Raw genomic sequence first — 24,665 nt, 5'->3', positions numbered from 1 at the left:
ACTCCGGGAGTGTCTCCTCGAGCTTTGCATGGCGGCTTTTTCCGAAGAGGTGGGCCGGGGCCTTGCAAAGCTCTGCGGGGACACACCCGGATCGTCCCCCTCCGGCCCGTCCCCGTCTGCGGGAGGACAGAGCTTGGCCGTGTCCCATGTCCCCCGCCGCACGGTGGATCAGCGGGAGGGGGTGGGGAGGAAGTGCTCCCCGCAGAGAAATGTGCGCGGCCCCCGGGCAAGACTGCGTACGAACCCGTATGCACATTTCCGAGGAGACGCTTCCGGAGCGCCCCCGACCCCCGTACCGACGGCACGCACACCAGGGGCGCGAGGAACTGCGCGAACAACCACGACGAGACCCGCAGACGGCAGCGCGCAGCGCGGGGCACCCCGGAGCCCGAACACACCACCGGCCGGTGGACGGCCGACAAGCCCCGGGGGCACCCCGGAAGCCGAACCACCCACCGGCCGGTGGACGGCCGACAAGCCCCGGGGGCACCCCGGATTCCGAACCCCTCAGGCCCGCGCCGCGTCCGCCGCGATGTCCCGGCGGTGGTGGGAACCGGCCAGCCCCACGCGGTCCACCGCGTGGTACGCCCGCTCGCGGGCCACCGCCAGATCGTCGCCGGTCGCGGTCACGGACAGGACGCGGCCGCCGGCCGCGACGACGCGCCCGTCGTCCTCCCGCCGCGTCCCGGCGTGCAGCACGTACGCGTGCTCGTCCTTCGCGACCTCGTCGAGCCCGGTGATCTCGTCACCGCTCCGCGGCGTGCCGGGGTAGTTGTGCGCGGCGATGACCACCGTCACCGCCGCGCCGTCGCTCCAGTGCAGCTCGGGGAACGCGGCGAGCTGTCCCGTCGCCGCGGCGCGCAGCAGCTCGGCCAGCGGGGTGCGCAGCCGTGCCAGCACGACCTGCGTCTCGGGGTCGCCGAACCGCGCGTTGAACTCGATCACCCGCACTCCGCGCGAGGTGATCGCCAGCCCGGCGTACAGCAGCCCTGCGAAGGGGGTGCCGCGGCGCCGCAGCTCGTCGACCGTCGGCTGCAGCACGGTCCGCTCGACCTCGGCGACGAGGCCGGGGTCGGCCCACGGCAGCGGCGAGTAGGCGCCCATGCCGCCGGTGTTGGGGCCCTCGTCGCCGTCCAGGGCGCGCTTGAAGTCCTGCGCGGGCTGCAGCGGCACGACCGTGCGGCCGTCGGTCACCGCGAACAGCGACACCTCGGGGCCGTCGAGGTACTCCTCGATGACGACCCGCCCGGAACCGGAGCCGTCCGCGCCGGCGACGCAGGCCAGGGCGTGCGCCCGCGCCTCGTCCACGTCGGACGTGACGACGACGCCCTTGCCGGCGGCCAGCCCGTCGTCCTTGACGACGTACGGCGCGCCGAACGCGTCGAGCGCGGTGTCGATCTCCTCGGGCGTGGTGCAGACGTAGCTGCGGGCGGTCGGCACGCCGGCCGCTGCCATGACGTCCTTCGCGAACGCCTTGGACCCCTCCAGTGCCGCGGCCTCGCCGGACGGCCCGAAGCAGTCGATGCCGCGTTCGCGGACCGCGTCGGCGACGCCGGCGACCAGCGGCGCCTCGGGGCCGACGATCACGAAGTCGGCGCCGAGCGCGACCGCGAGGCCGGCGACGGCCGCGCCGTCCATGATGTCGACGGGATGCACCGCTGCGACCTCGGCGATACCGGCGTTGCCGGGCGCACAGTGCAGCGACGTCACGTCGGGGTCGAGGGACAGAGAGCGGCACAGGGCGTGTTCGCGGGCACCGCCGCCGATGACAAGGACGTTCACGCGCACCAGGGTAGTGGGCGGTGCGGCCGGGGCCCGCCTCACTCTTTCGAGCGACCGCGCAGAACGGCCTCCACCTGATCACGCTGCCCGTACGGGCGGTCTTCCGATGACGGGACGCACGGGCTCAGCCGTTCGGCGGTAAGAAGAGAGCTTCACACCGGGCCGGAGTGCCGAGCCCCCGTGAGGTCGTGTGTCGTCCCAGGGAGTGCGCAGTGAGCCAGCAGGACAAGTCCCCCGAAGAGGCCCCTCGTGAGGAGCCTCCGCGGCGGGCGCTGCACCACCAGCACGAGGACCTGCGGGCGCTGCCGTTCCCGCTGGGCGACTGGGGCGAGCCGGCCGAGCGGCTGACGGAGCTGTACCGCTGGTCGGAAGAGGGCGCGGTGCGCACCGCCGAGTGGTACCTGCGCGACCGCGTGGGCAAGCGCCGGGCCGCCCGGGGGCTGCGGGTCGCGGCGGCCTGCCTGGTCGCCGCGGGTGCGCTGCTGCCGCTCGTCGAGCTGGCGGACGGGCCGGACACGGCCGCGGCCTGGGGTTATGTCGCGCTGCTGCTCGGTGCGGTGTGTCTGGCCTTCGACAAGGTGCTGGGCCTGACGTCGGGGTGGATGCGGGACGTGGCCACGGCCCAGGCGGTGCACCGGCGGCTGGAGGTGCTGCGCTTCGACTGGGCGGCGGAGAGTGTCCGGGAGGTGCTGGGGCCGACCGAGGGGACGGCGGCGGAGGCCGCGGACCGCTGCCTGGCGATCCTGCGGCGCTTCTGCGAGGACGTCGCGGACCTGGTCCGGATGGAGACGGCGGACTGGATGGTGGACTTCGGCGCGAAGACCGCGGCGGCGCCGCTGCGCACCCAGTCCGCCGCCTGGTGGCCGTCCCGCCAGGACACCAGCGCGCCGCGCCTGGCCCACCCCAGCACCCGCCCGAACATGCCCCGCCAGCGTCCCCCGGAGAACCCGCGGTAGCCCACGGGATCTCCGGGATCCGGCGGGAGACGGCGGGAACTAGCTGAAGACGATCATCGAGCCCTGGCCCAGGGACCGCGTCGCCGCGGCGTGGAGGCCGAGCCAGACGTGGTGTTCGCGGGCGAAGGGGCCGTCCGTGGGGAGCGCGGGGGTGAGCGCGGGCTCTTCGAGGGTGGTGTGCCGGTCCGGCGGAGTGGGGGCGGCCGGCGGGTTCGCCGGGTCGATGCCGATGGCGGGCGCCACGAACTCCAGCTCCCGCAGCAGGCCGTGGCTGGAGCCCAACGGGCCGCCGCCTTCGAGCAGTTCGTCGTTGACGACGGGCACCGGGAAGTCCAGGGGGACGTACGCGCCCGCGTGGTCGTAGTGCCAGACGAGGTGGGAGCGCTGGGCCGCGCCCTCGAACATCTCCAGCAGCTGCTCGTAGTCGCCGCCGAGCGCGTCGACGGGCGTGACCTCCAGTCCCTGCAGGCTCAACAGGTAGGCGCGGCGCAGGAAGTGCAGCGCGTCGTAGTCGAAGCAGGCCACCGGGGCGACGTCGCCGGACAGGCCCGGCATGTAGCTGTAGACCGGGATGGGCGGCTGTCCCGCCTCGCCCAACGCCTTGTCGTAACGGGCGAGTTCCTCGGAGAAGGGGTTTTCCGGGCTGTGGCAGAGCACGTCCACGAGCGGCACCAGCCACAAGTCGCAGGCCACGAACACTCCATCCGGTCGGGGGCGTACAGCGTAGTTCGCCCGCGCCGGTCGCGTCAGCGGCACACGGGGCGGTTCAGGGGTGTGCGGGGTCGAGTTTCTCGACGAGCGCGCGGGTGTGGGCGTGGTAGTCGAGGGTGAGCTGCCGGGCGGCGCCGGTGTCGCGGGCGGCCACGGCGTCCACGAGGTCGACGTGGCCGGCCCAGCACACCCCGGCCAGGTCGGGTACGGCCCGCAGGTGGGGCACCGTGTAGATCCAGGTCTGGACGCGCAGCCGGTCGAGGAACTCGCAGATGTGCGGGTTGCCGCCGATGGCCGTCAGTTCGCGCCAGAAGCGCAGGTCGCAGCCGATGAGCACGTCCAGCACGCCGGCGTGCGCTGCGCGGGCCGCGGCCTCCGCGCGGCGCCGCACGGACGCCAGCGCGTCCGCGGGGACGTCGCCCATGCCCTGCTCGTCCATCATGCGGAACGCGGCCTCGACCACGAAGACCCGCGCCTCGACGATCGACTGGAAGTCGTCCGCGGTGAGCTGCCTGACCTGGAAGCCACGGTGCTGCTCGACCTCCAGCAGGCCCTGGGCGGTCAGGTCGACGAGGGCCTCGCGCACCGGGGTCGCGGAGACGCCGTAGGTCTCGGCGATCTCCTTGACGGTGAAGTGGCGGCCGGCCTCCAGCCGTCCGGTGAGGACCTCGTCGCGCAGGGCGTCGGCGATCTGCTGGCGCAGGCTGCTGCGCCGTACGGGCAACGATCCGCCGCCGTCCGGCATGCCACGGTCCTCTCCCGCGTCGGCTGCCGCGCGACCGAGCGGCGGCCGTGCGGATGACCCCGCACACGATAGGCGAGTGCGCGGGGCCCGCGCCGCGAGGTTCGGCTCATCGTGGCCACGGCGTGACGGTCGGCGACGGCGGGAGCCGCCGGCGGTGCCCGGAGGGGGCCGGGGCGCCGGGGTGGGGGCGGGTGGCGAAAGCCGTCGCGGAACCGGCGGGTTGTCAGGGGCGGCGGGCGGACCGCCGGCCGTTCGTACGCATATTCTTCGGCCGTACGAGTGCGGGGCGACGCCCGCGCCGTCGGAGACGGGGGGCCAGGGATGGACGAGCTTCGGGCCGACGACCCGCGCTGGATCGGCACGTACCGCCTCCTGGGCCGGCTGGGCACCGGCGGCATGGGGCGGGTGTACCTGGCCCGGTCCGAGCGCGGCCGGACGGTCGCGGTGAAGCTGGTGCGCGCGGAACTCGCCGAGCAGGAGGAGTTCCGCACCCGGTTCCGCCGCGAGGTGCGCGCCGCCCGCCGCGTCGGCGGCCGCTGGACCGCGCCCGTCCTGGACGCCGACACCGAGGCGGAGATCCCGTGGGTCGCCACCGGGTACGTCGCGGGGCCCTCGCTCCAGCAGGTCGTCGCCAGGGACCACGGCCCGCTGCCCGAGCCGTCGGTGCGGGTGCTGGCCTCGGGGCTGGCGCACGCGCTCGCCGACATCCACGCGGCCGGCCTGGTGCACCGCGACCTCAAGCCGTCCAACGTGATGATCACCATCGACGGGCCGCGGGTGATCGACTTCGGCATCGCCCGGGCCCTGGAGACCGTCGCGGACGACGGCGAGGGCACGGAGGGCACGGAGGGCGCTGTCACCTACACCGGCGCCATGGTCGGCTCCCCCGCCTTCATGTCGCCCGAGCAGGTGCGCGGCGACCGGATCGTCACCCCGGCCTGCGACATCTTCTGCCTCGGCTCGGTACTGGCCTTCGCGGCCACCGGGCTGCAGCCGTTCGGCGCGGCCTCCAGCGGGGTGCACGCGCAGATGTTCCGCATCGTGCAGGAGCCGCCGGACCTGGACGCCGTGCCGGACGGCCTGCGCGACCTGGTCGCCGCGTGCCTGGTCAAGGACCCGCAGGAGCGTCCGTCGCTCGCGGAGGTGCAGGAGCGCATCGGCGCGGGCGGTGCGGTGGACGCCACCGGGCCCGCCGGCGAGCCGTGGCTGCCGGGCGCGATCGTCGCCCAGCTGGGGCGGCAGGCGGTGCGGCTGCTGGAACTGGAGGCGGCGGAGACCGGCTCCCTGCCCGTCGTGAGCCTGGCGGACGCGCCGAGCGCGAGGACCCGCGTCCAGACCGCGCCGGCCGGGCAGGCGCCCCGCGACACCCACGGCACCCGGGACACCCGGGCCTCCTCGGACGCCCCGAGCCCGGTCGTGCCGCGGCCGCGCGCCGAGCCGTGGCCCGCACCCGCGTCAGCGGCCGCACCCGCCGCGGTACAGGCCGCCGGCCCCGGCACGGGGTCCACCGCGGCACCCCAGCCGGGCACGGCGTACCCGCCGTCCGCGGCCGGTGCGCCGGTACCGCCGCACGCCGCGACGGCCCCGCACCTCCCGCCCGGCGGCCCGGCGGCCGCGCCCCCGCGGCGCGGGCGGCGTGGCGCGCTCATCGCCGTCGTGGTGCTGCTCGCGGTGATCGCGGGCACCACGACGGCGCTGGTGGCGCTGCGCGCCGGCGACCACGGCGGCTCCGGACCGCGCACCGCCTCCTCGGCGCCGGCCACGACGGCGAAGGGTGGCGGCACCACGGCCGCGACGCCGCCGGCCACGGCCACGCCCTCGGGCCCGGGCGGCCCGGGCGGCCCGGGCGGCGTGCCCGCGCCCGCCGACCTGGTCGGGACCTGGCACGCCGCCTTCGACAGCGGGCAGGGCGAGAACGACCGGACGCTGACCGTCCACGCGGACGGCTCGGTCGTGCTGACCGGCGACAGCACCAGCGGCGGCGGCTACGACTGCGCGTGGTCCATGCACGTCACCTCCGCGGGGCCGCCCACCGAGCTGAGCGCGTCGGTGCTCACCCGCGGTGAGCCGGCCGGCGCGTGCCTGCCCGGCGAGACGACGTCCCTGACCCTGGTCGACGCCACGCACCTGCGCCGGGACAACCTGGAGTCGGGCAAGGCGCCGCTGACGTACGAGCGGACCGGCTGACCCGCACGCACCGCGAACGCCGGACGGGCCGGGCCCGGACGGCGTACCGTCCGTGCCCGGCCCGTCCGCCGGAGCCGCGTCAAATGCGTCCGCTGCGTACCGTCTACAGGAACGAGTTGACCTCGATGGTCTCGGTGCGGCCGGGGCCGACGCCGATCGCCGAGATGGGTGCGCCGGACATCTCCTCCAGCGCCTTGACGTAGGCCTGCGCGTTCTTCGGCAGGTCGGCCACCGTCTTGGCCTTGCTGATGTCCTCCGACCAGCCGGGCAGGTACTCGTAGACCGGCTTGGCGTGGTGGAAGTCGGTCTGGTTGTAGGGGAGTTCCTCGACGCGCCGGCCGTCGATGTCGTAGGCGACGCAGACCGGGATGCGCTCCCAGCCGGTGAGGACGTCGAGCTTGGTGAGGAAGAAGTCGGTGAGGCCGTTCACCCGGGTGGCGTACCGGGCGATGACCGCGTCGAACCAGCCGCAGCGCCGGTTGCGGCCGGTGGTGACACCGAACTCGCCGCCGATGGTGCGCAGCTTCTCGCCGTCCTCGTCGAGGAGTTCGGTGGGGAACGGTCCGGAGCCCACACGCGTTGTGTACGCCTTGAGGATGCCGATGACCCGGGTGATCTTGGTGGGGCCGACACCGGTACCGGTGCAGGCACCGCCCGAGGTCGGGTTGGACGAGGTGACGAAGGGATAGGTGCCGTGGTCGACGTCCAGGAGCGTGCCCTGCCCGCCCTCCATCAGCACGACCTTGCCCGCGTCCAGCGCGTTGTTGAGCAGCAGCGTGGTGTCGGCGACGTAGCCGCGGATCTGCTCGGCGTAGCCGAGGTACTCCTCGACGACCTGGTCGGTGCTGATCGCCCGCCGATTGAAGATCTTGACGAGGATCTGGTTCTTGTCCTGCAGCGCCGCGTCGACCTTCTGCCGGAGGATCGACTCGTCGAAGAGGTCCTGGACGCGGATGCCGACGCGGTTGATCTTGTCGGCGTAGGCGGGGCCGATGCCGCGCCCGGTGGTGCCGATCTTGCGCTTGCCCAGGAAGCGCTCCGTCACCTTGTCGATGGTCTGGTGATACGGCGTGATCAGGTGGGCGTTACCGCTGATCACCAGTTTGGAGGTGTCGACGCCTCGCTCGTTCAGCCCGCTCAGCTCGGAGAGCAGGACCGCGGGATCGACGACGACACCGTTCCCGATCACCGGGACGCACTCCGGCGACAGGATTCCGGAGGGGAGGAGATGCAGTGCGTACTTCTGGTCGCCGACGACGACCGTGTGGCCGGCGTTGTTGCCGCCCTGGTAACGCACCACGTAGTCCACGGAGCCACCGAGCAGGTCGGTGGCCTTCCCCTTGCCCTCGTCACCCCACTGAGCACCGAGCAGCACAAGTGCGGGCACAGGCGTACACCCCTTCCGGGCGGGGCATGTCCAACGTGCAGAGAGCCGTCGAACCTGCCCCGGAATAGACGAAGCCCCTGACGCAAAGGCGCAAGGGGCTCTTGCACCGAGATTTTACCTGAGGAAGGACCAAGGTGTCGGCTCACGTCCCGGCCGGACAGTCCCTGCTCGTCCTCGTCGACCCCGCGGCACGCGCCGTCGACGGCGAGTCCGTGCGGATCGCCAAGGACGTACTGCGTGCGGGCGCGGCCTCGCTGAAGATCGTTCTGCCGGAATCCGCGGCCGAGGCCGAGCACGCCCTGGCGCACCGCGGCCGCCGCCACCCGGTGGTGCTGGGCGACGACGCGGCACTGCTGCGCACCGTGCGGGCGCTGCACCGCGAGCGGGCGCTGCACGAGGCGCCGGTCGCGGTGGTGCCGATCGGCCCGCGCTCCACGCTGCTGCGGGCTCTCGGCGTCCCCGGCCAGGTGCCGGCCGCCGCCCGGGCGGTGCTCGACGGCGCCGAACGCGAGCTGGACATCCTCGTCGACGAGAGCGGCGGCATCGTGCTGGGCGCGCTGAGCATCCCCTGCGGCAACCCCACCGCGCAGACCTCCGCGCGCTGGTGGACGCCGGTGGAGAAGACCGCCCGGTCCCTGGTGCGCACCCTGACCTCGCCGATCCCGGTGAACGGCCAGCAGCCGCAGCGCCAGCAGCGGCTGCGCGTCGAGGCGGACGGCGTGCTGCTCGCGGACCTGGACCGGCCGGTGCACGAGGTGTCGGTGCGCACCGCACCGGCCGGCTTCGCCGAGATCTCGGTGCGGCACACGCAGGACTCCGCGCACGTGCGGACGCGCGCCCGCACCATCACCGTCTCCGGCCGGGACTTCCGCTACCGGGCCGACTCGGCGATCACCGGCCCGGTGCGCACCCGCACGTGGACCGTCGAGGCGTCCGCGTGGCGGCTGACCGTCCCGAAGTGACGGCGGGCGGACGGGAGTCCGCGCGCGCCCGCCCGTACCCACCGCGGGGCCGGCGCCCGCCCGGCGCCGGTCACCAGGTGACGAGCAGTTCCTCCAGGCCGCGGATGACGTACCCGGGGCGCCACCGCGGCTCCTCGGCCAGTCGCATGCCGGGCGCCCGGCCCAGGAACGTCCCGAAGGACGCGGCGAGTTCGAGGCGGGCCAGCGGCGCGCCCAGGCAGTAGTGGATGCCCGCGCCGAACGACAGGTGCCTGTTGCCGGCCGCGGGACGGGTGACGTCGAAGCGGTCCGGGTCGGCGAACCGGGACGGGTCGCGGTTCGCCGACCCGAACAGCAGCGCCACCTCGGAGCCGCGGGGGACGACGGTGCCGTCGATCTCGACGTCGTCCAGCACCCACCGCTCGAACATCTGCAACGGCGTGTCGTAGCGCAGCATCTCCTCGACGCCGTCCCGGAGCAGGCCGGGGTCCCGCTGGAGCAGCCGCAGCTGGTCGGGGTGGCGGAACAGCGCCAGCCAGCCCAGCGTCGTGGTGTTGACGGTGGCCTCGTGCCCGGCGTTCAGCAGCAGCACGCACGTGGACACCATCTCCTGCTCGCTGAGCACGTCACCGCCGTCGTGCGCGGCGATCAGCGCGCTGATCAGGTCGGTGCCGGGGTCGCGGCGACGGGCGGTGATCAGCTCCCGCAGATAGGCGGAGAACTCCTCGCTGGCCCGCACCGCCCGCCGCGCGCTCTCCTCGGTGGGGTTCAGCTCGAACATGCCGGTGATCGCCGCGGACCAGGGCCGCAGCAGCCCCCGGTCGGCGGGCGGCACGCCCAGCATCTCGGCGATCACCGCGACCGGCAGCGGCTCGGCGACCCGCGCCAGCAGGTCGCCGCCGCCGTCCGCGTGCAGCGACCCGACCAGTTCGGCGGCCAGCCGCCGCACGGTCGGCGCGAGGTCGTCCACCATCCGCGGGGTGAACGCCTTGGAGACCAGGCGGCGGACACGCGCGTGCGCCGGCTCCTCCAGGTCGAGCATCCCCTCGCCGTTGAGCGTGGTGAACGGCTCGTGCTCCGGCGGCGGCGCCGGCCGGCCGAACTCCTCGTGGCTGAAGCGGTGCAGGTAGGTGCGGCCCAGCCGGCGGTCGCGCAGCAGCGCGCTCACGTCGTCGTGGTGCGGCACCAGCCACTGGTCGGTCGGCGCGAAGTAGTGGACGCGGCCGGCCGCGCGCAGCGCCTCGTACGCGGGGTACGGGTCGGCGACGAAGGAGCCCGCCCACGGCTGGAACAGGGCGGTCGCGGCGTCGGGGGAGGGCGAGCCCGAGGAAGCCGGCGAGGCCGGGGGCGTCGGGGAGGTCCCGGATGTCGGGGAGGAGGGCGTCATGGCAGCTCGATCAGTCCGTGTTCCCGCAGGTAGTCCAGTTGCGCGTGGACCGACAGCTCGGCGGCCGGCCACAGCGACCGGTCGACGTCCGCGTACACGTGCGCCACGACCTCGGACGCGGTCCGCAGGCCGGACTCGACGGCCGTCTCGACCTGCGCGAGACGGTGCGCGCGGTGCGCCAGGTAGAACTCGACGGCCCCGCGCGCGTCGGCGAGCACCGGCCCGTGCCCGGGCAGCACGGTGTCCACGCCGCCGTCGGCGGTCAGCGCCTGGAGCCGGCGCAGCGAGTCCAGGTAGTCGCCGAGGCGGCCGTCGGGGTACGCGACGACGGTGGTGCCGCGGCCCAGCACGGTGTCGCCGGTCAGCACCGCGGCGTCCGCGGGCAGCTGGAACGACAGCGAGTCCGCGGTGTGGCCCGGGGTCGGCAGCACCCGCAGCTCCAGCCCGCCGGTGGTCACCGTGTCGCCCGCGGTCAGGCCCTCGTCGCCGAGCCGCAGCGCCGGGTCGAGCGCCCGCACCGGCGTGCGGGTCAGCTCGGCGAACCGGGCGGCGCCCTCGGCGTGGTCGGGGTGGCCGTGCGTCAGCAGCGTCAGCGCGACGCGCTTGCCGAGCCGTTCCGCGGTGGCCACCACGTTCGCCAGGTGCGCCTCGTCGAGCGGGCCGGGGTCGATGACGACGGCCAGCTCGGAGTCCGGCTCGGCGACGATCCAGGTGTTGGTGCCGTCGAGCGTCATCGGCGAGGGGTTGGGGGCGAGCACGCACAGCGCCCGCTCGGTGGCCCGCCCGCCGACGGTGTCCAGCGGGCGGCCGGGCGGAACGGGCGGCTGGCCCTGCGGCCGGTGCAGCGGCTGGCCCTGGCCGTGGCGGCCCGCGGCGGAGGGGCCCGAGCGGTCCGGCCGCCCGTCCGGTCCGGGCCGGCCCGGCGGTGTCACCTCGGTCACCGGCACTCGCCCCCGGACGCCGGGCCGTCCGACGGGGGCGCGGGCAGGCCCCTGACGACGCGGGTGAACTCCTCGTGCCCCGGCCAGGTCAGCACCACGTCGCCGGATGCGTCCAGTTCGGCCCTGGCCAGCACCGGTGTCAGGTCCCGGCCGGACGCGGCGGCGAGCGCCGCGTCCGCGGAGGAGTAGGGCAGCAGGTCCCGCAGCATCGTGATGGTCGGCGGCAGCATCACCATCTCGCCGCGGCCGTAGCCCTCGACGCCCTCGCTCGGCGGCAGCCACACCGTGCGGTCGGCCTCGCCGGACACGTCGCGGGTGCGCTGCCCCTCGGGGAGCCGGGCCAGGAAGAACCACGTGTCGTAGCGGCGCTCCTCGAACTCCGGGGTGATCCAGCGGGCCCAGGGGGCCAGCAGGTCGGAGCGCAGCGCGAGTCCGCGGCGGGCCAGGAAGTCGGCGAAGCCCAGCTCGCGGGCGACCAGCGCCTGCCGGTCGCGCTCCCAGTCGTCGCCGGTGGTGTCCTCGACGACGGTGCCGTCCTCGGGGCCGGCCAGCAGCACGCCCGACTCCTCGAACGTCTCCCGGACGGCCGCGCAGACGACGGCCTGCGCGCTGACCTCCGGCACCCCCAGTACTGCGGCCCAGTGCGCGGCACCGGGCCCTGCCCAGCGGACCTCGCGCTCGTCGCGCGGGTCGACGCCGCCGCCGGGGTAGGCGTAGGCACCGCCGGCGAAGGCCATCGACGTGCGGCGCCGCAGCATGTGCACCATCGGCTCGCCGCCGTCGCCGCCGTCGGCACCGTCTCGCAGCAGCAGCACGGTCGCCGCGGGCTTGGGGGGCACCACGGCGAGCTCGCCCCGGGCCAGCGCCCGGATCCGCTCGGGCCACGCCGGGGGGAACGCCGAACCGTCCATCGAGGTCATGTCCCGAGGCTACCGGCTCGCCTCGTGGCGGGAAGGTCCCCGGGGACCCGGCCGGCGCCTTGCCCGGCCGGCGGTTTCCGGCGGACGGCGGACGGCCCGGCGCACCGCCGGCGGGCGGGCGGACCGGGGCGGGAACGGCCCCGGCGTTCGCCACGACGCCCGACGCTCGACGCCCGATGCGCGACGCCCCCGCCTGCCGTCCGCCGACGGCCTCGCCCTACGGCAGCAGTTCGACCTGGATCTCGACCTCGACCGGCGCGTCCAGCGGGAGCACCGCGACGCCGACCGCGCTGCGCGCGTGCTGGCCCTTGTCGCCCAGCACCTCGCCGAACAGCTCGCTCGCGCCGTTCACGACGGCCGGCTGGCCGGTGAAGTCCGGCGCGGAGGCGACGAAGCCGACGACCTTCACGACCCGCGCGATGCGGTCGAGGTCGCCGACCACCGAACGGACGGCGGCGAGCGCGTTGAGCGCGCACACCCGCGCCAGGTCGTACGCCTCCTCGGCGCTGACCTCGGCACCGACCTTGCCGGTGGCCACGAGCTTGCCGTCGACGATCGGCAGCTGACCGGACGTGAACACGTACGCGCCCGAACGCACCGCGGGCTGGTACGCGGCCAGCGGCGGGACGACGTCCGGCAGGGTGTGGCCCAGCTCGGCGAGCCGGGCGGCGACCGCGCCACTCATTACTGCTTCTCCCGCTTCAGGTACGCCACCAGCTGCTCCGGATCGTTCGGGCCGGGCACGACCTGCACCAGCTCCCAGCCGTCCTCGCCCCAGGTGTCGAGGATCTGCTTCGTCGCGTGCACCAGCAGCGGCACGGTCGCGTATTCCCACTTGTTCGCCATGACGGCGACTCTAGTGCCTGGGCGTGGTGCTCCCCCGGCGGCCCGACCCGCGTCGGGCCGGCGTCCGATCCCGGCCCGTGCCGGGCCCGGTCCCCCGCTCGTCCGGCGCCGCTCCGCCCGCGCTCCGGCCCCGGATTCCGCCCGGTTCCGGCCCCGCTCCGGCCCCGCTCCGGCCCCGCTCCGGCCCCGGATTCCGCTCTCGTCCGCGGGCCCGCCCGCCCCGTTCCGGCGGGCCCCGCGTGCCGCCGGAACGCCGGGCGCCGGGATGTCAACCGCCGACCGGCCGAGTGTCGGGGCCGTCGAGTGGTTAGGCTCGCAAGGTGAGCCCTCAACAGTCATCTGCGGTCAGACTGCACATCGTGACCGGCAAGGGCGGCACGGGAAAGACCACGGTCGCCGCCTCACTGGCGCTCGCCCTCGCCGCCGAGGGCCGGCGCGTGCTGCTGGTCGAGGTCGAGGAGCGGCAGGGTATCGCCCAGCTCTTCGAGACCGAGGCGCTGCCTTACGAGGAGCGGAAGATCGCGTCCGCGCCGGGCGGCGGCGAGGTGCACGCGCTGGCCATCGACGCCGAGCTGGCGATGCTCGACTACCTCGACATGTTCTACAAGCTCGGCCGGGCCGGCCGGGCGCTGAAGAAGCTCGGCGCGATCGACTTCGCCACCACCGTCGCGCCCGGCATCCGGGACGTGCTGCTCACGGGCAAGATGTGCGAGGCCGTCCGCCGCAAGGACAAGGCCGGCTGGCCGGTGTACGACGCGGTGGTGCTGGACGCGCCGCCGACCGGCCGCATCACCCGCTTCCTGAACGTCAACGACGAGGTCGCGGGCCTGGCCAGGGTCGGCCCGATATACAACCAGGCGCAGTCCGTGATGGCCGTGCTCAAGTCCCCGCAGACCGCCATCCACCTGGTGACGCTGCTGGAGGAGATGCCGGTCCAGGAGACGGTCGACGGCGTGGCGGAGCTGCGCGCGGCGGGCCTGCCCGTGGGCGCGGTGATCGTCAACATGCTCCGCCCGGTGCTGCTGTCCGACGCGGACCTGACCGAGGTGGCCGACGGGCCGCGCCGCACGGCCGTCGCGAAGGCGCTGTCCCAGGCGGGCCTGGGCGGTGCGCGGCGCGGCGGCCTGGCCGAGCGCCTGGTCGACCCGCTGCTGGCGCAGGCACACGAGCACGCCGAGCGGGTCGTCCTGGAACGCGCGCAACGCGCGGAGATCACCGGCCTCGGCCTGCCCGTGCGGGAGTTGGAGCTGCTGTCGGACGGCGTCGACCTCGGCGGCCTCTACCGGCTCGCGGAGAGCCTGCGCAAGCAGGCGGTCGCGGTGCCGGCCGACGGCCCGGTGCGTCCCCTCGGGGACGACGCGCTGTCCGCCGACGCGGCGCGGGACGGCGCGGACGACGGCGGCCGTGGAGGCGGCGGCCGTGGGGACGACGGCGACAGCGACAACGGTCACGACGGCGACGACACGGACGGCGAGGTCTGAACGGATGAGCCTGGAGAGCCCGGTGCTGGACATCGACCCGCTGCTCGACGACCCCAAGACCCGCATCATCGTGTGCTGCGGCTCCGGCGGTGTGGGCAAGACCACCACCGCCGCGGCGCTGGGCGTGCGGGCGGCCGAGCGCGGCCGCACCGCCGTCGTGCTCACGATCGACCCGGCGCGGCGGCTGGCGCAGTCCATGGGACTGACCGAACTCGACAACACCCCGCGCGAGGTGGCCGGAATTGATCGGTCCGCCGGCGGGTCGCTCCACGCGATGATGCTGGACATGAAACGGACGTTCGACGAGGTCGTGGCCCAGCACTCGGACCCCGAGCGGGCGCGGGCGATCCTGGAGAACCCCTTCTACCAGTCGCTGTCGGCCGGATTCGCCGGCACGCAGGAGTACATGGCGATGGAGAAGCTGGGCCAGCTGCGGGCCCAGGACGCCTGGGACCTGATCATCGTCGACACCCCGCCGAGCCGCAGCGCGCTGGACTTCCTGGACGCGCCCAAGCGCCTCGGCTCGTTCCTCGACGGGAAGTTCATCAAGCTGCTGATGGCGCCGGCGAAGGTCGGCGGCCGGGCCGGGGTGAAGTTCCTCAACATCGGGATGTCGATGATGACCGGCACCCTGAACAAGGTGATGGGCGCGTCCCTGCTGCGGGACGTGCAGACCTTCGTGGCCGCCATGGACACGATGTTCGGCGGCTTCCGGACCCGGGCCGACGCCACGTACCGGCTGCTCCAGGCGCCGGGCACGGCGTTCCTGGTGGTGGCCGCACCGGAACGGGACGCGCTGCGCGAGGCGGCCTACTTCGTCGAGCGGCTGGCCGCCGAGGACATGCCGCTGGCCGGGCTGGTGCTCAACCGGGTGCACGGCAGCGGCGCGGACCGGCTCACGGCCGAGCGCGCGCTGGCCGCCGCGGAGGCGCTCGAGGAGCGCGCGGAGGAGCCCGGGGGCGCGCGGGGTGACGCCGTGCCAGAAAATCTTGCGCCGGGCGGCATGGAGGGCCACCCGGCGGGGAAGGCTGACACAGGCGCCGCGGAGGGCGCCCCGGACCGTACGGAACGCCTCACCGCCGGACTTCTGCGGTTGCACGCCGAGCGCATGCAGGTGGTCGCGCGTGAACGACGCACCCGCGACCGCTTCGTCTCCGTGCACCCCGAGGTTCCGATGGTGGACGTGACGGCCCTACCGGGCGACGTGCACGACCTGGAGGGACTGCGGGCGATCGGCCTGCGGCTCTCCGGGGCTCAGCCCGCGGCCGCGTAGTCCGCTTCGTCGCCGAGGGGCAGCAGACCCGTACTGCGCTCGTACTCGGTGCGGGCGGTCTCCAGCAGCCTGCGCCAGGAGGTCACGGTGGGACGGCGGCGCAGCAGCGCGCGGCGTTCCCGTTCGGTCATCCCCCCCCCACACACCGAACTCGACCCGGTTGTCGAGCGCGTCCGCCAGGCACTCGGTGCGCACCGGGCAGCCCGTGCACACCGCCTTGGCCCGGTTCTGGGCCGCGCCCTGGACGAACAGCTCGTCCGGATCAGTCGTCCTGCACGCCGCTTGCGTGCTCCAGTCGGTTACCCAGCTGCTCATGCTGGCGCCGTCCTCTCCCGAATCGAGGCTCCCCCACGGCGGCAAGCGGCATATTCACCGTTGCCAGTTGAGGACGTTACGGAAGGTAGGCGCGGCGCAACAGCCCTTTCAGGCCCAATCTTGCATGGCCCGAATGGACTATGCGTACCCGGGAGGTCACCCACCGGAGTGAGCGACGATCAAACTGGACACACCGGGACGAACATCCATGGTTCGCCCGCCTCAGGGTCCAAGACCCCAGGCATATGCCGAAATTCGGGCAGATCTCATCACTCACAAGAGTGACGGCGAGAGACAAGTGCGCGCACGACGATCGCGCCCTGTCTGTTACAGAGTAGGCGAACAGATGGGCGCCCGTCCGGGGAATCGCAACGTAGGCTGCTCTGCATGGCTCACAAGCGTTCTGGCGGGGGGCTGACGTCGGCCCAGCAGGCCGCCAAGTTCCTCGGTGTCAGTGTGCTCGCCGGTGTGGTGCTCGCAGGGATCGCCCTGCCCGCCGCCGGCGCGCTCGGCCTTACCGCGAAGGGCACGGCATCCGGCTTCGCGGACCTGCCGGGCGAGCTCAAGGCACCGCCCCTGAGCCAGGCCTCCAAGATCCTGGACGCCAACGGCGGTCTGATCGCGACCGTGTACTCCCGTGACCGCACGGTGGTGCCCATCACGCAGATGAGCCCGAACATCCTGGGCGCCATCGTCGCCATCGAGGACTCGCGCTACTACCAGCACGGCGCCCTCGACCTGAAGGGCATCCTGCGCGCCGTCAGCCACAACGGCTCCGGCGGCAGCACCCAGGGCGCGTCCACGCTCACGCAGCAGTACGTGAAGAACGTGTTCGTGGAGGAGGCCGGCGACGACCCGACGAAGGTCGCCCAGGCCACCCAGCAGACCGTGGGCCGCAAGATCAAGGAGATGAAGTACGCGATCCAGGTCGAGAAGGAGCTCGGCAAGAAGAAGATCCTGGAGAACTACCTCAACATCACCTTCTTCGGCGAGCAGGCCTACGGCATCGAGGCCGCCTCCCAGCGCTACTTCAGCACCCACGCCAAGGACCTCACGCTGACCCAGGCCGCGCTGCTGGCCGGCATGGTGCAGTCCCCGAGCCGCTACGACCCCGTCAACGACGAGCAGGAGGCGCTCAAGCGCCGCAACACCGTGCTCGCGCGCATGGCGCAGCTCAAGGACATCAGCCCCGCGCAGGCCCAGGCCGCCGAGAAGCAGCCGCTGGGCCTGAAGGTCAGCTCGCCCAAGAACGGCTGCATCACCGCCGTCAACGGCGCCGGCTTCTTCTGCGACTACGTGCGCGAGACCTTCCTGCAGAACGCCGCCTTCGGCAAGACGAAGGAGGACCGCGCGAAGCTGTGGAACACCGGTGGCCTGACGATCAAGACCACCCTGGACCCGAACGCGCAGACCGGCGTGCTGCAGGGCATCAGCAAGCACGTCAACAAGTCCGACAAGGTCGCCGCCGCCGTCGCCCTCGTGGAGCCCGGCACCGGCAAGATCGTCGCGATGGGCCAGAGCCGCCCGTACGGCTTCGGCAAGAACGAGACGCAGATCAACTACTCGGTCAACGCCGACATGGGCGGCGGCCAGGGCTTCCAGAACGGTTCGACGTTCAAGCCGATCACCGCGGCCGCGGCGCTGGAGGCGGGCTACAAGCCGTCCCAGTCGGAGGACTCGCCGAACAAGATGGTCTACCCCGACGTCACCACCTGCAGCGGAGCGACGCTGCACGGCACGGACCAGACCGGCAACGAGGACCCTTCGGAGAAGGGCCCGTACATGATGCCCGAGGCGCTGAAGAAGTCGATCAACACCTACTTCCTCCAGCTGGAGAGCCAGGTCGGGCTGTGCCCGATCATCAACATGGCCTCCAAGCTCGGCCTGGTGCGCGCCGACGGCAAGCCGATGAGCCAGATCGCGTCCCTGACCCTGGGCACCAACGAGGTCTCGCCGCTGAACGTCGCGGCCGCGTACGCCGCCTTCGCCAACCGCGGCACCTACTGCACCCCGGTCGTCGTCGAGTCGGTCACCACCAACACCGGCAAGAGCCTGCCCGTGCCCAAGACCATCTGCTCGCAGGCGATGTCCCAGAACACCGCCGACACCATCAACACCATGCTCAAGGGCGTCGTCGACGACGGTACGGGTGCCGCGGCCAACCTGGACGACGGCCGGGACACCGCGGGTAAGACCGGTACCACCGACGACCGCTGGGCCGCCTGGTTCGCCGGCTACACCCCGAACATGGCCGCCGCGGTATGGATGGGCGACCCGCGCCACGTGCAGCAGATGAAGAACGTCACCATCGGCGGCAAGTACTACGACAAGGTGTACGGCGCCGACGGCCCCGCACCGATCTGGAAGGACGCGGTGGCGGGCTCGCTGACCAACAAGCCGCGCCTGAGCTTCGTGACCGTGCCGCTGGGCCTGCCCGACAAGACCCAGCAGCCGCCGAACTCGCCCAACCCCAACAACCCGAACCCGGGCAACAACAAGCACCCGGGCAAGCACGGCGGCGGGGGCGTGACCGTCATGGGCGCGACCGGGGGCCTGATCGGCGGCACCACCACCGGAGCGACCACCGCGGGCGCGACCGCGGGCGGCGCCACCGGCGGAACCGGGACGGCCGGCGGCACCACCGGCGGGCCCAACCCGTTCCCGACACTGCTGCCCTCGGGCGGCGGAGGACCATCGACGCCATAGCCGGGGCGGCCCGTGACGGGGCCGCCGCACCGGACGCATGAGTAAGGGGTGCCCCGCTTTGTGGGGCACCCCTTACTCATGCGTGAACGCTGTGGCGCGGGCTCGCGCGGATGGTACGGGCTCGCGCGGATGGCACGGGCTCGCGCGGATGGCACGGGCTAGCGCGGATGGCACGGGCTCGCGCGGGCTCGCGCGGATGGTGCCGGCTCGCACCTGAACCCTTGGTGCGGGCGGGCCCGTCCGCGTCGGGCCGGGCTCAGCCCGCGAGCTGCTTCTTCACCTCGGCGGCGACCCGGCCGCCCTCCGCCAGCCCGGCGACCTTCGGGTTGACGATCTTCATCACGGCGCCCATGGCCCGCGGCCCCTCCGCACCGGACTCGGCGATCGCCGCCCGCACGATCTCCACCAGCTCCTCGTCGGTGAGCTGCTTCGGCAGGTACTCCGCGAGCAGCTCGCCCTCGGCCCGCTCCCGCTCCGCCGACTCCGCCCGGCCGCCCTGGTCGAACGCCTCGGCCGCCTCCCGCCGCTTCTTCGCCTCCCGGGTGATCACCTTGAGCACCTCGTCGTCGGAGAGCTGGCGGGCGGTCGTGCCCGCCACCTCCTCCTTGGTGATCGCGGTGAGCGTCAGCCGGAGGGTGGCCGAGCGCAGCTCGTCCCGGCTCTTGATGGCGGTGGTGAGGTCGTCCTGCAGTCGCTGCTTGAGGCTGGTGGTCATGAGCCGATTTTCGCACCCCCGGCGGACGGATGCGCCGCAATAACGGGTGCAGCGCCGCACGCGCGAGTGCGGCGCCGTACGCGCGGCCGAACGCGCAGCCGGGCAGGCGCCCGGCCGGACGCCCCGTCTGACACGATGGACCCATGCGCGCGCGATACGGAGTACCCCTGGGTGTGGTGGCGGCCGGCGCGGCCGGTGTGGCCTACGCGGCCGGTTTCGAGGCCCGGTCCTTCAGGCTGCGGCGCATCGACGTCCCGGTCCTGCCGCAGGGCATGCGCCCGATCCGCATCCTCCAGGTCTCCGACATCCACATGGTCTCCGGCCAGGACAAGAAGCGCCGCTGGCTGCAGTCCCTCGCGGGCCTGCGCCCCGACCTCGTGGTGAACACCGGCGACAACCTGTCCGACCCCACCGCGGTGCCCGAAGTCATCGACGCGCTCGGCCCGTTGATGCAGTTCCCCGGCACGTACGTGTTCGGCTCGAACGACTACTACGGCCCCAAGTTCCGCAATCCCGCCCGCTACTTGGTGGAGAAGGCGCGCGGCCAGCACGGCCTCAACGGCAAGAGCCAGGGCGCGCACGGCGTCATCCGCAACCCCTGGGGCGACCTGCGTGACGCCTTCGAGGCGGCCGGCTGGGTGGGCCTGAGCAACTCCCGCGGACGCGTCAAGCTCGCCCACGGCCCCGTGCTCGGCCTCACGGGCCTGGACGACCCGCACATCAAGCGCGACCGGTACGCGCAGGTGGCGGGCGGCCCCGACCCGGACACCGACTTCAACCTCGCCCTGGTGCACGCGCCCTACCTGCGGGCGCTCGACGCGTTCACCGCGGACCGCTACCCGCTGATCCTCGCCGGCCACACCCACGGCGGCCAGGTCTGCATCCCCTTCTACGGGGCGCTCGTCACCAACTGCGACCTCGACACCGGCCGGGTCAAGGGCCTGTCCCGCCACACGGCCACCGGCTGGACCTCGTACCTCCACGTCTCCGCGGGCTGCGGCGCCAACCGCTACACCCCGGTCCGCTTCGCCTGCCCCCCCGAGGCCACACTCCTCACCCTGCGGTAGCCCTCCCCGGGCTTTCCCCGGCCTTCGCCAGCCGTGACGCACCTCACCCTCTCCCCGGGGGGCGCCCCGCCCGCTCCCAGGTGCGCCCGTACCCGGCCGGCGCCCTCCCCACCCCCGCCCCGACCTCCGCAAAACCGGATTTCGCGTCCGGCCCCGGGTCCGCTAAAGTAATCCTCGTTGCACCGGGGTGTGGCGCAGCTTGGTAGCGCGCTTCGTTCGGGACGAAGAGGCCGTGGGTTCAAATCCCGCCACCCCGACTCGGTAAGCAGCAGATCAGGGCCCCGATCCTTCCGAGGATCGGGGCCCTGATCCGTTCCCGGGGGCGTCTTGGGAGCCATTTGGGAGCCAACCTCAACATGCGGCTCCCGGGACGGGAGCCGCCCGGCTCGGCGGAACGCCTGAGACGGCCCTCACGACGGCGCTACGGTCGCCTGCACGGACTGCCGACCCTGGGGGCGCCCCATGCAGGAAAGATCAGCGGCCCGGGGCTCGGGAGCCGTGCCGACGTCCCGACCTCTCTTCGCCGGAGAGATACCGCTGCCCGAGGTCATGGCCCGACTCCAGCAGGACGCCGTGGCTCGATCGGGAGGGGAACGAGTTCGTGATCCGAGCGGCGGTAGCTCGTGGGCGAATCAGCCGGCGGGCTCTCGGGACAGCCCGAATGATCGAGCCTGCTGAGATCCACGAGTTCGCATGGCCGCAGCACTTCGAGGGGGGCTGACGTCAACCGTGGTGCATGTCAACGACCTTGAGGCCTGCTTCGGTCAGCCTCGTGGCTACTCAACGGTTGACGCGTGGGAGGAGTTGGAGGCCGCGGTCGGGCCGCTGCCGTCGGACTACAAGGAATTCGTGGCTGCCTACGGTCCAGGCGTCGTCGGCGGCTTCCTCCACGTCCTGCACCCGGCGTCCGCAGGTCACGGCATGTTCGAGATCATGGAACGTATGGCTCCGCTCTACCAAGAGCTGGTCCCGGGCCCCATCCCGCACCCGGTCTTTCCCTCGGAACCGGGCATGGTTCAGTGGGCGATCACCGTGGAAGGCGATGCCTGCTTCCTCGTGCCACGGCCCGGAGGTGGGTGGCGCATCGGGGTCTGGTTCCGACAGTGGGCCCAGTGGGAGGAGTACGAGGACAGCGTCCCGGACTGGCTCCTCAGGCAAGCGGGGGGCACGTTGGTCATCGACGGCCTGCCCCTGCATGTCCGCGGTGGATTCGTGCCCGTCGACTGATCTCGGCTCGGACACCCGGCAACGCGCCCAGCGCGTCCGGCCACGACGGCGGGCGAACGTACAACGGTGAGGGAATGTTCGCCGGACACGCGCGCATGCAGCGGCGCCTGCTGCGGGTGCGGATGCGCTGATCGCGTCCACGGACGGATCCGGAAGCGGGAAGATCCGGGGAACGAAACCGTTGGTGGGAGTCCGGTGATCACTCAGGGCGTGAAAATCACGACACGCTGCCACGACTGCGGCGGTGAGCTGACCCGCGACGTGGGTCAGTTCACCGAGCGCGGGCAAGTGCGGTGGGGCATCGAAGGACAGTGCCAGAACTGCCCCAATGCCTGGTGCGAGCAGGGCAGTGGCGCCACTCCCGAGGAGATCCGCGAGGCTCTTCTGGCGCAGCAGGGCCCCGCGCGACTCCGTCTTGCCGGGCCGGAGCCGAGCATGGTCCCCGTGCTGCGGGCCCTGCGGGAGCTGCACGGGCTCTCGCTTGCGCAAGCCCGGGCCATGGCCCACGAGTTGAGGACGACCGGTCTGACCGGCACGCTGGTGGAGATGGAATGTGTGGCTGCCGGCCTCCGCCGCCGCTCGGTCGCGGTGACCATCGAGACGGCAGCCGGCTGACAGCCCGCACCTCATCCGCAGAGTCGCAAAGCCGCGGCGCCGCGGACCGTCCGCGAAACGCGCCGCGCCGCCCGGAGGGGGTCCGGGCGGCGCGGCGCCGTGTGCTCAAGCAGAGCTCGGGCGGGATCAGTTGGTGAAGTACAGGTACTTCCAGGCTCCGTACGTGGACGTGTTCACGTAGTCACCGGACGCCGTGTCGATGTAGTCCGCCTTGACCCGGACCCTGATGCCGGACTGCCCCGGCGCCCCGATGGCGACGATCGACTTTCCGGTGCTGCTGAGCCGGAAGTACTGGGAACCCGCCGCGTACCACGTGCCCGCGTAGTAGATCTGCAGGTCGAGGCGCTGGGCGCGGCCCGGGTAGGCCGTCATGACCGTCGTGACGTACGGATCGGTCGACTTGTGGAACCAGTAGTAGGACGTCGAGCCGATCTTGCCGGTCCTGTAGTACCTGGCGATGCTGGTCGAGAGCGCGACCCGCGTGTACGCGACCCCCCTCACCGTCCGCGGGGCGCTGCGCGCGTCGCCCTTGTAGACGACGGTGATGGCCGTGTCCCGCACCAGCTGCAGGGTCGTGCTGATGTAGCCCTGGGAGTTGACCGTCCCGGACCGCAGCAGCTTGTTGGGCTTGTCCCCGCCGTAGGGGTCGGCCCAGATCTCCACGGTGCGGTTCTTGTAGGTGGCCCCGAGGCGCGCGGTGAAGGTCACCTTGGTGTTGTAGTTGTACATCTTCCCCGTGTTGTTGACGGAGAGCGCGGTCGCGGTGCGGGAGACCGCCACGTTGCGGGACGTGCTGACCGCCGTGTGCGCGGCGTCGCCCGCGTAGGAGACCTTGTACGTCACCGTGCCGCCGGCCGGCGGGGTGTCGCTGAACGCGAACGTCCCGTCCGCCTTCGGGTGGACGGCGGCCAGCGCCTTGCCCTGCGGGCTCTCCAGGTCCACACGGACGACCTGGAGCGTGGCGCCGGAACTCACCGGCACCGTCACCGACAGCTTCCCCGACACGGTGAGGGCCTTGCCGCGGGTGGCGGTCGCGGGCGCCGTCACCGTCAGGATCGGGGCGTTCTTCGTCGGGTCGGTGAGCACCTTGACGGTGTAGCCGGTACCGCTGCTGCTGCCGCTGCCCACGAGCGCGAAGATCCGGGAGTAGTCCGGGGCCCACGTGAGCGCGGCGGCTCCGGTGCCCCCGACGGCGTACGTGTGCAGGGGCTGGGTGGTGTTCGGCTTGTACACCGCCACGTTGGTGCCGGACGCCTGGGCGACCAGCCCGTTGCCGGCGATGTCGGCGCGCTGTCCTGCCGGGTAGGCCCCGGCGGCGGTGAACTTGCCACCGGCGTAGCCGTCCCGCTGCGTGCCGTTCACCAGCACCTGCGGGGTGCTGCCGGGCACCAGGTCGATGTCCCCGATACCGGAGTTGAGCGTGTAGTCGCCGAAGTACCACGCGGTCGATTTCGGAGTGCCGGTGGAGACGTCGACGACGGACATCGAGTCCGTGGAGATGCCGGTCTCCCCGATGGCCAGGACACCGGGTTCCGACGGGTTGGTGTCGAGGATGCCCGGCCCCCAGATACCCGGCCACGGCCCCGGGAACTGCCCGAGGGTCACCGGGTCCGCCGGAGGCGGGGTCGGGTCGCCGGTGGGCGGCGGTGTCGGCGGCGGCGTCGGGGTGTCCGTCGGGCTCGGGTCCGCGGTCGGCGTGTCCGTCGGGCTCGGGTCCGCGGTCGGCGTGTCCGACGGGCTCGGGTCCGCGGTCGGCGTGTCCGTCGGATCCGGGGTCGGATCGCCGGACGGCGTCGGGTCCGCCGTCGGGGTGTCCGTCGGCGTCGGGTCCGCGGTCGGCGTGTCCGACGGGCTCGGGTCCGCGGTCGGGGTGTCCGTCGGATCCGGGGTCGGGTCTCCGGACGGTGTCGGGTCCGCCGTCGGCGTGTCCGTCGGCGCCGGGTCGGACGTCGAGGCGTCCGCCGGAGCGGCGGCCAGCGACCGCGCCGTCGTCGTGCCGGCCGTCGTGCCGGCCGACGGGTCGACCGACCCGAGGTTGCCGCTCCACTGGTCGCCGTACGTGAACCAGACCTTGCCCCCGGCGAAGGCCACGTACCTCGGGCCGACGTCCGTGGCCACCGTGTAGCGGGTCCTGACGTCCAGGGTGGCCGCGTCGAGCGCCACGATCTGGTGGCTGCCCTCGGCAGCCGCGTACAGGACCGTGCCGTCCGCGGACAGCGTCAGGTCGCTGACCCCGCTGACCCCGCTCACCGAGTCGACGAGCGTGCCGTTGTAGTCGGTGGCGACGATCTTCCCCGACGTGTGGTCCCCGACGAAGACCCGGTGCAGCGCGCCGTCGGCGACGATGCCGCCGGGCGAGGTGACCACGGCCTGGGCGGCCGTGGCGGAACCGGCCGCCACGACGCTCAGTGCCACCGAGCTGAATGTGACCGCGAGCACTGTCGCGGTAGAAATGCTGCGCCT

General features: G+C 73.1%; 20 protein-coding genes, 1 tRNA gene and 1 pseudogene. 10 read left to right on the top strand and 12 right to left on the bottom strand.

Going from position 1 to position 24,665, the window contains the following annotated elements; all coding sequences use genetic code 11:
- Window positions 1–507: 507 nt before the first annotated feature.
- Window positions 508–1,782, bottom strand: coding sequence for a phosphoribosylamine--glycine ligase (gene purD, locus BMW99_RS34120; RefSeq protein WP_069464944.1), 1,275 nt, complete (start codon window positions 1,780–1,782; stop codon window positions 508–510).
- 212 nt (window positions 1,783–1,994) lie between these two features.
- Between purD and BMW99_RS34115 the strand changes: the two genes are divergently transcribed.
- The gene (locus BMW99_RS34115) at window positions 1,995–2,738 is read left to right on the top strand and encodes an SLATT domain-containing protein (RefSeq protein ID WP_107485458.1); all 744 of its coding nucleotides are present in this window, start codon (window positions 1,995–1,997) and stop codon (window positions 2,736–2,738) included.
- Between the two features lie 39 nt (window positions 2,739–2,777).
- Here BMW99_RS34115 and BMW99_RS34110 read toward each other — a convergent pair whose 3' ends face one another.
- The gene (locus tag BMW99_RS34110) at window positions 2,778–3,431 is read right to left on the bottom strand and encodes a hypothetical protein (RefSeq protein ID WP_069467641.1); all 654 of its coding nucleotides are present in this window, start codon (window positions 3,429–3,431) and stop codon (window positions 2,778–2,780) included.
- A 73-nt stretch (window positions 3,432–3,504) separates the two neighbouring features.
- The gene (locus tag BMW99_RS34105) at window positions 3,505–4,194 is read right to left on the bottom strand and encodes a GntR family transcriptional regulator (protein ID WP_069467640.1); all 690 of its coding nucleotides are present in this window, start codon (window positions 4,192–4,194) and stop codon (window positions 3,505–3,507) included.
- 321 nt (window positions 4,195–4,515) lie between these two features.
- Here BMW99_RS34105 and BMW99_RS34100 point away from each other — a divergent pair, with 321 nt between their 5' ends.
- Window positions 4,516–6,381, top strand: coding sequence for a serine/threonine-protein kinase (locus tag BMW99_RS34100; RefSeq protein WP_075018148.1), 1,866 nt, complete (start codon window positions 4,516–4,518; stop codon window positions 6,379–6,381).
- Between the two features lie 103 nt (window positions 6,382–6,484).
- Here BMW99_RS34100 and BMW99_RS34095 read toward each other — a convergent pair whose 3' ends face one another.
- Window positions 6,485–7,768: an adenylosuccinate synthase gene (locus tag BMW99_RS34095; RefSeq protein ID WP_069464041.1), complete on the bottom strand. Its 1,284-nt coding sequence runs from the start codon at window positions 7,766–7,768 to the stop codon at window positions 6,485–6,487.
- Between the two features lie 134 nt (window positions 7,769–7,902).
- On the opposite strand from BMW99_RS34095, the gene BMW99_RS34090 reads away from it, so the two are divergent.
- Window positions 7,903–8,730 carry a diacylglycerol kinase family protein gene (locus tag BMW99_RS34090; protein ID WP_069464040.1) on the top strand — a complete coding sequence of 276 codons (828 nt, stop codon included), beginning with the start codon at window positions 7,903–7,905 and terminating at the stop codon, window positions 8,728–8,730.
- A 70-nt stretch (window positions 8,731–8,800) separates the two neighbouring features.
- Here the strand turns inward: BMW99_RS34090 and BMW99_RS34085 are convergent, their stop codons facing one another.
- The 5 genes from BMW99_RS34085 to BMW99_RS40460 form a co-directional block, all read right to left on the bottom strand.
- Window positions 8,801–10,096, bottom strand: a complete 1,296-nt coding sequence (locus BMW99_RS34085; RefSeq protein ID WP_079138491.1) for a cytochrome P450 — start codon at window positions 10,094–10,096, stop codon at window positions 8,801–8,803.
- A complete protein-coding gene (locus tag BMW99_RS34080) occupies window positions 10,093–10,896 on the bottom strand; it encodes an MBL fold metallo-hydrolase (RefSeq protein WP_245791741.1) in 804 nt (267 codons plus the stop codon). The genes BMW99_RS34085 and BMW99_RS34080 overlap by 4 nt, the downstream gene beginning before the upstream one ends.
- A 137-nt stretch (window positions 10,897–11,033) precedes the next feature.
- Complete coding sequence (locus BMW99_RS34075) at window positions 11,034–11,957, bottom strand: NUDIX hydrolase (RefSeq protein WP_177226134.1); 924 nt, start codon at window positions 11,955–11,957, stop codon at window positions 11,034–11,036.
- A gap of 217 nt (window positions 11,958–12,174) precedes the next feature.
- On the bottom strand, window positions 12,175–12,642 hold the full coding sequence (locus BMW99_RS34070; protein WP_075018147.1) for a RidA family protein: 468 nt from the start codon (window positions 12,640–12,642) through the stop codon (window positions 12,175–12,177).
- Window positions 12,642–12,803 (bottom strand): DUF4177 domain-containing protein, encoded by a 162-nt coding sequence (locus BMW99_RS40460; RefSeq protein ID WP_107485457.1) that lies wholly within the window; start codon window positions 12,801–12,803, stop codon window positions 12,642–12,644. Before BMW99_RS40460 ends, BMW99_RS34070 begins: the two co-directional genes overlap by 1 nt.
- A gap of 320 nt (window positions 12,804–13,123) precedes the next feature.
- Here BMW99_RS40460 and BMW99_RS34065 point away from each other — a divergent pair, with 320 nt between their 5' ends.
- On the top strand, window positions 13,124–14,284 hold the full coding sequence (locus tag BMW99_RS34065; RefSeq protein WP_079138806.1) for an ArsA-related P-loop ATPase: 1,161 nt from the start codon (window positions 13,124–13,126) through the stop codon (window positions 14,282–14,284).
- A gap of 4 nt (window positions 14,285–14,288) precedes the next feature.
- Window positions 14,289–15,557, top strand: coding sequence for an ArsA family ATPase (locus tag BMW99_RS34060; protein WP_069465888.1), 1,269 nt, complete (start codon window positions 14,289–14,291; stop codon window positions 15,555–15,557).
- On the opposite strand, the pseudogene BMW99_RS34055 reads toward BMW99_RS34060, so the two are convergent.
- Window positions 15,539–15,872, bottom strand: a pseudogene (locus BMW99_RS34055) (WhiB family transcriptional regulator). The gene BMW99_RS34060 and the pseudogene BMW99_RS34055 sit on opposite strands and share 19 nt — an antisense overlap.
- A gap of 387 nt (window positions 15,873–16,259) precedes the next feature.
- On the opposite strand from BMW99_RS34055, the gene BMW99_RS34045 reads away from it, so the two are divergent.
- The gene (locus BMW99_RS34045; RefSeq protein ID WP_069465887.1) at window positions 16,260–18,578 is read left to right on the top strand and encodes a transglycosylase domain-containing protein; all 2,319 of its coding nucleotides are present in this window, start codon (window positions 16,260–16,262) and stop codon (window positions 18,576–18,578) included.
- 256 nt (window positions 18,579–18,834) lie between these two features.
- On the opposite strand, the gene BMW99_RS34040 is transcribed toward BMW99_RS34045, so the two are convergent.
- Entirely contained in the window at window positions 18,835–19,293 is a 459-nt protein-coding gene (locus tag BMW99_RS34040; protein ID WP_069465886.1) for a GatB/YqeY domain-containing protein, read from the bottom strand.
- 143 nt (window positions 19,294–19,436) lie between these two features.
- Here BMW99_RS34040 and BMW99_RS34035 point away from each other — a divergent pair, with 143 nt between their 5' ends.
- The 4 genes from BMW99_RS34035 to BMW99_RS34020 all read left to right on the top strand — a co-directional run bounded on the left by BMW99_RS34035 (window position 19,437) and on the right by BMW99_RS34020 (window position 22,202).
- Window positions 19,437–20,360 (top strand): metallophosphoesterase, encoded by a 924-nt coding sequence (locus tag BMW99_RS34035; RefSeq protein ID WP_069465885.1) that lies wholly within the window; start codon window positions 19,437–19,439, stop codon window positions 20,358–20,360.
- 183 nt (window positions 20,361–20,543) lie between these two features.
- Window positions 20,544–20,617 (top strand) — tRNA-Pro (locus BMW99_RS34030).
- Between the two features lie 436 nt (window positions 20,618–21,053).
- Window positions 21,054–21,587: an SMI1/KNR4 family protein gene (locus tag BMW99_RS34025; RefSeq protein WP_141726501.1), complete on the top strand. Its 534-nt coding sequence runs from the start codon at window positions 21,054–21,056 to the stop codon at window positions 21,585–21,587.
- Between the two features lie 195 nt (window positions 21,588–21,782).
- Window positions 21,783–22,202, top strand: a complete 420-nt coding sequence (locus tag BMW99_RS34020; protein ID WP_245791739.1) for a hypothetical protein — start codon at window positions 21,783–21,785, stop codon at window positions 22,200–22,202.
- Between the two features lie 126 nt (window positions 22,203–22,328).
- Here the strand turns inward: BMW99_RS34020 and BMW99_RS41605 are convergent, their stop codons facing one another.
- Window positions 22,329–24,617, bottom strand: coding sequence for a YncE family protein (locus BMW99_RS41605; protein WP_176735710.1), 2,289 nt, complete (start codon window positions 24,615–24,617; stop codon window positions 22,329–22,331).
- Window positions 24,618–24,665: the final 48 nt, after the last annotated feature.

Source organism: Actinacidiphila rubida (genome assembly GCF_900110255.1).
GTDB classification, from domain to species: Bacteria; Actinomycetota; Actinomycetes; order Streptomycetales; family Streptomycetaceae; genus Actinacidiphila; species Actinacidiphila rubida.
This window is presented reverse-complemented; position numbering and strand designations above follow the sequence as displayed.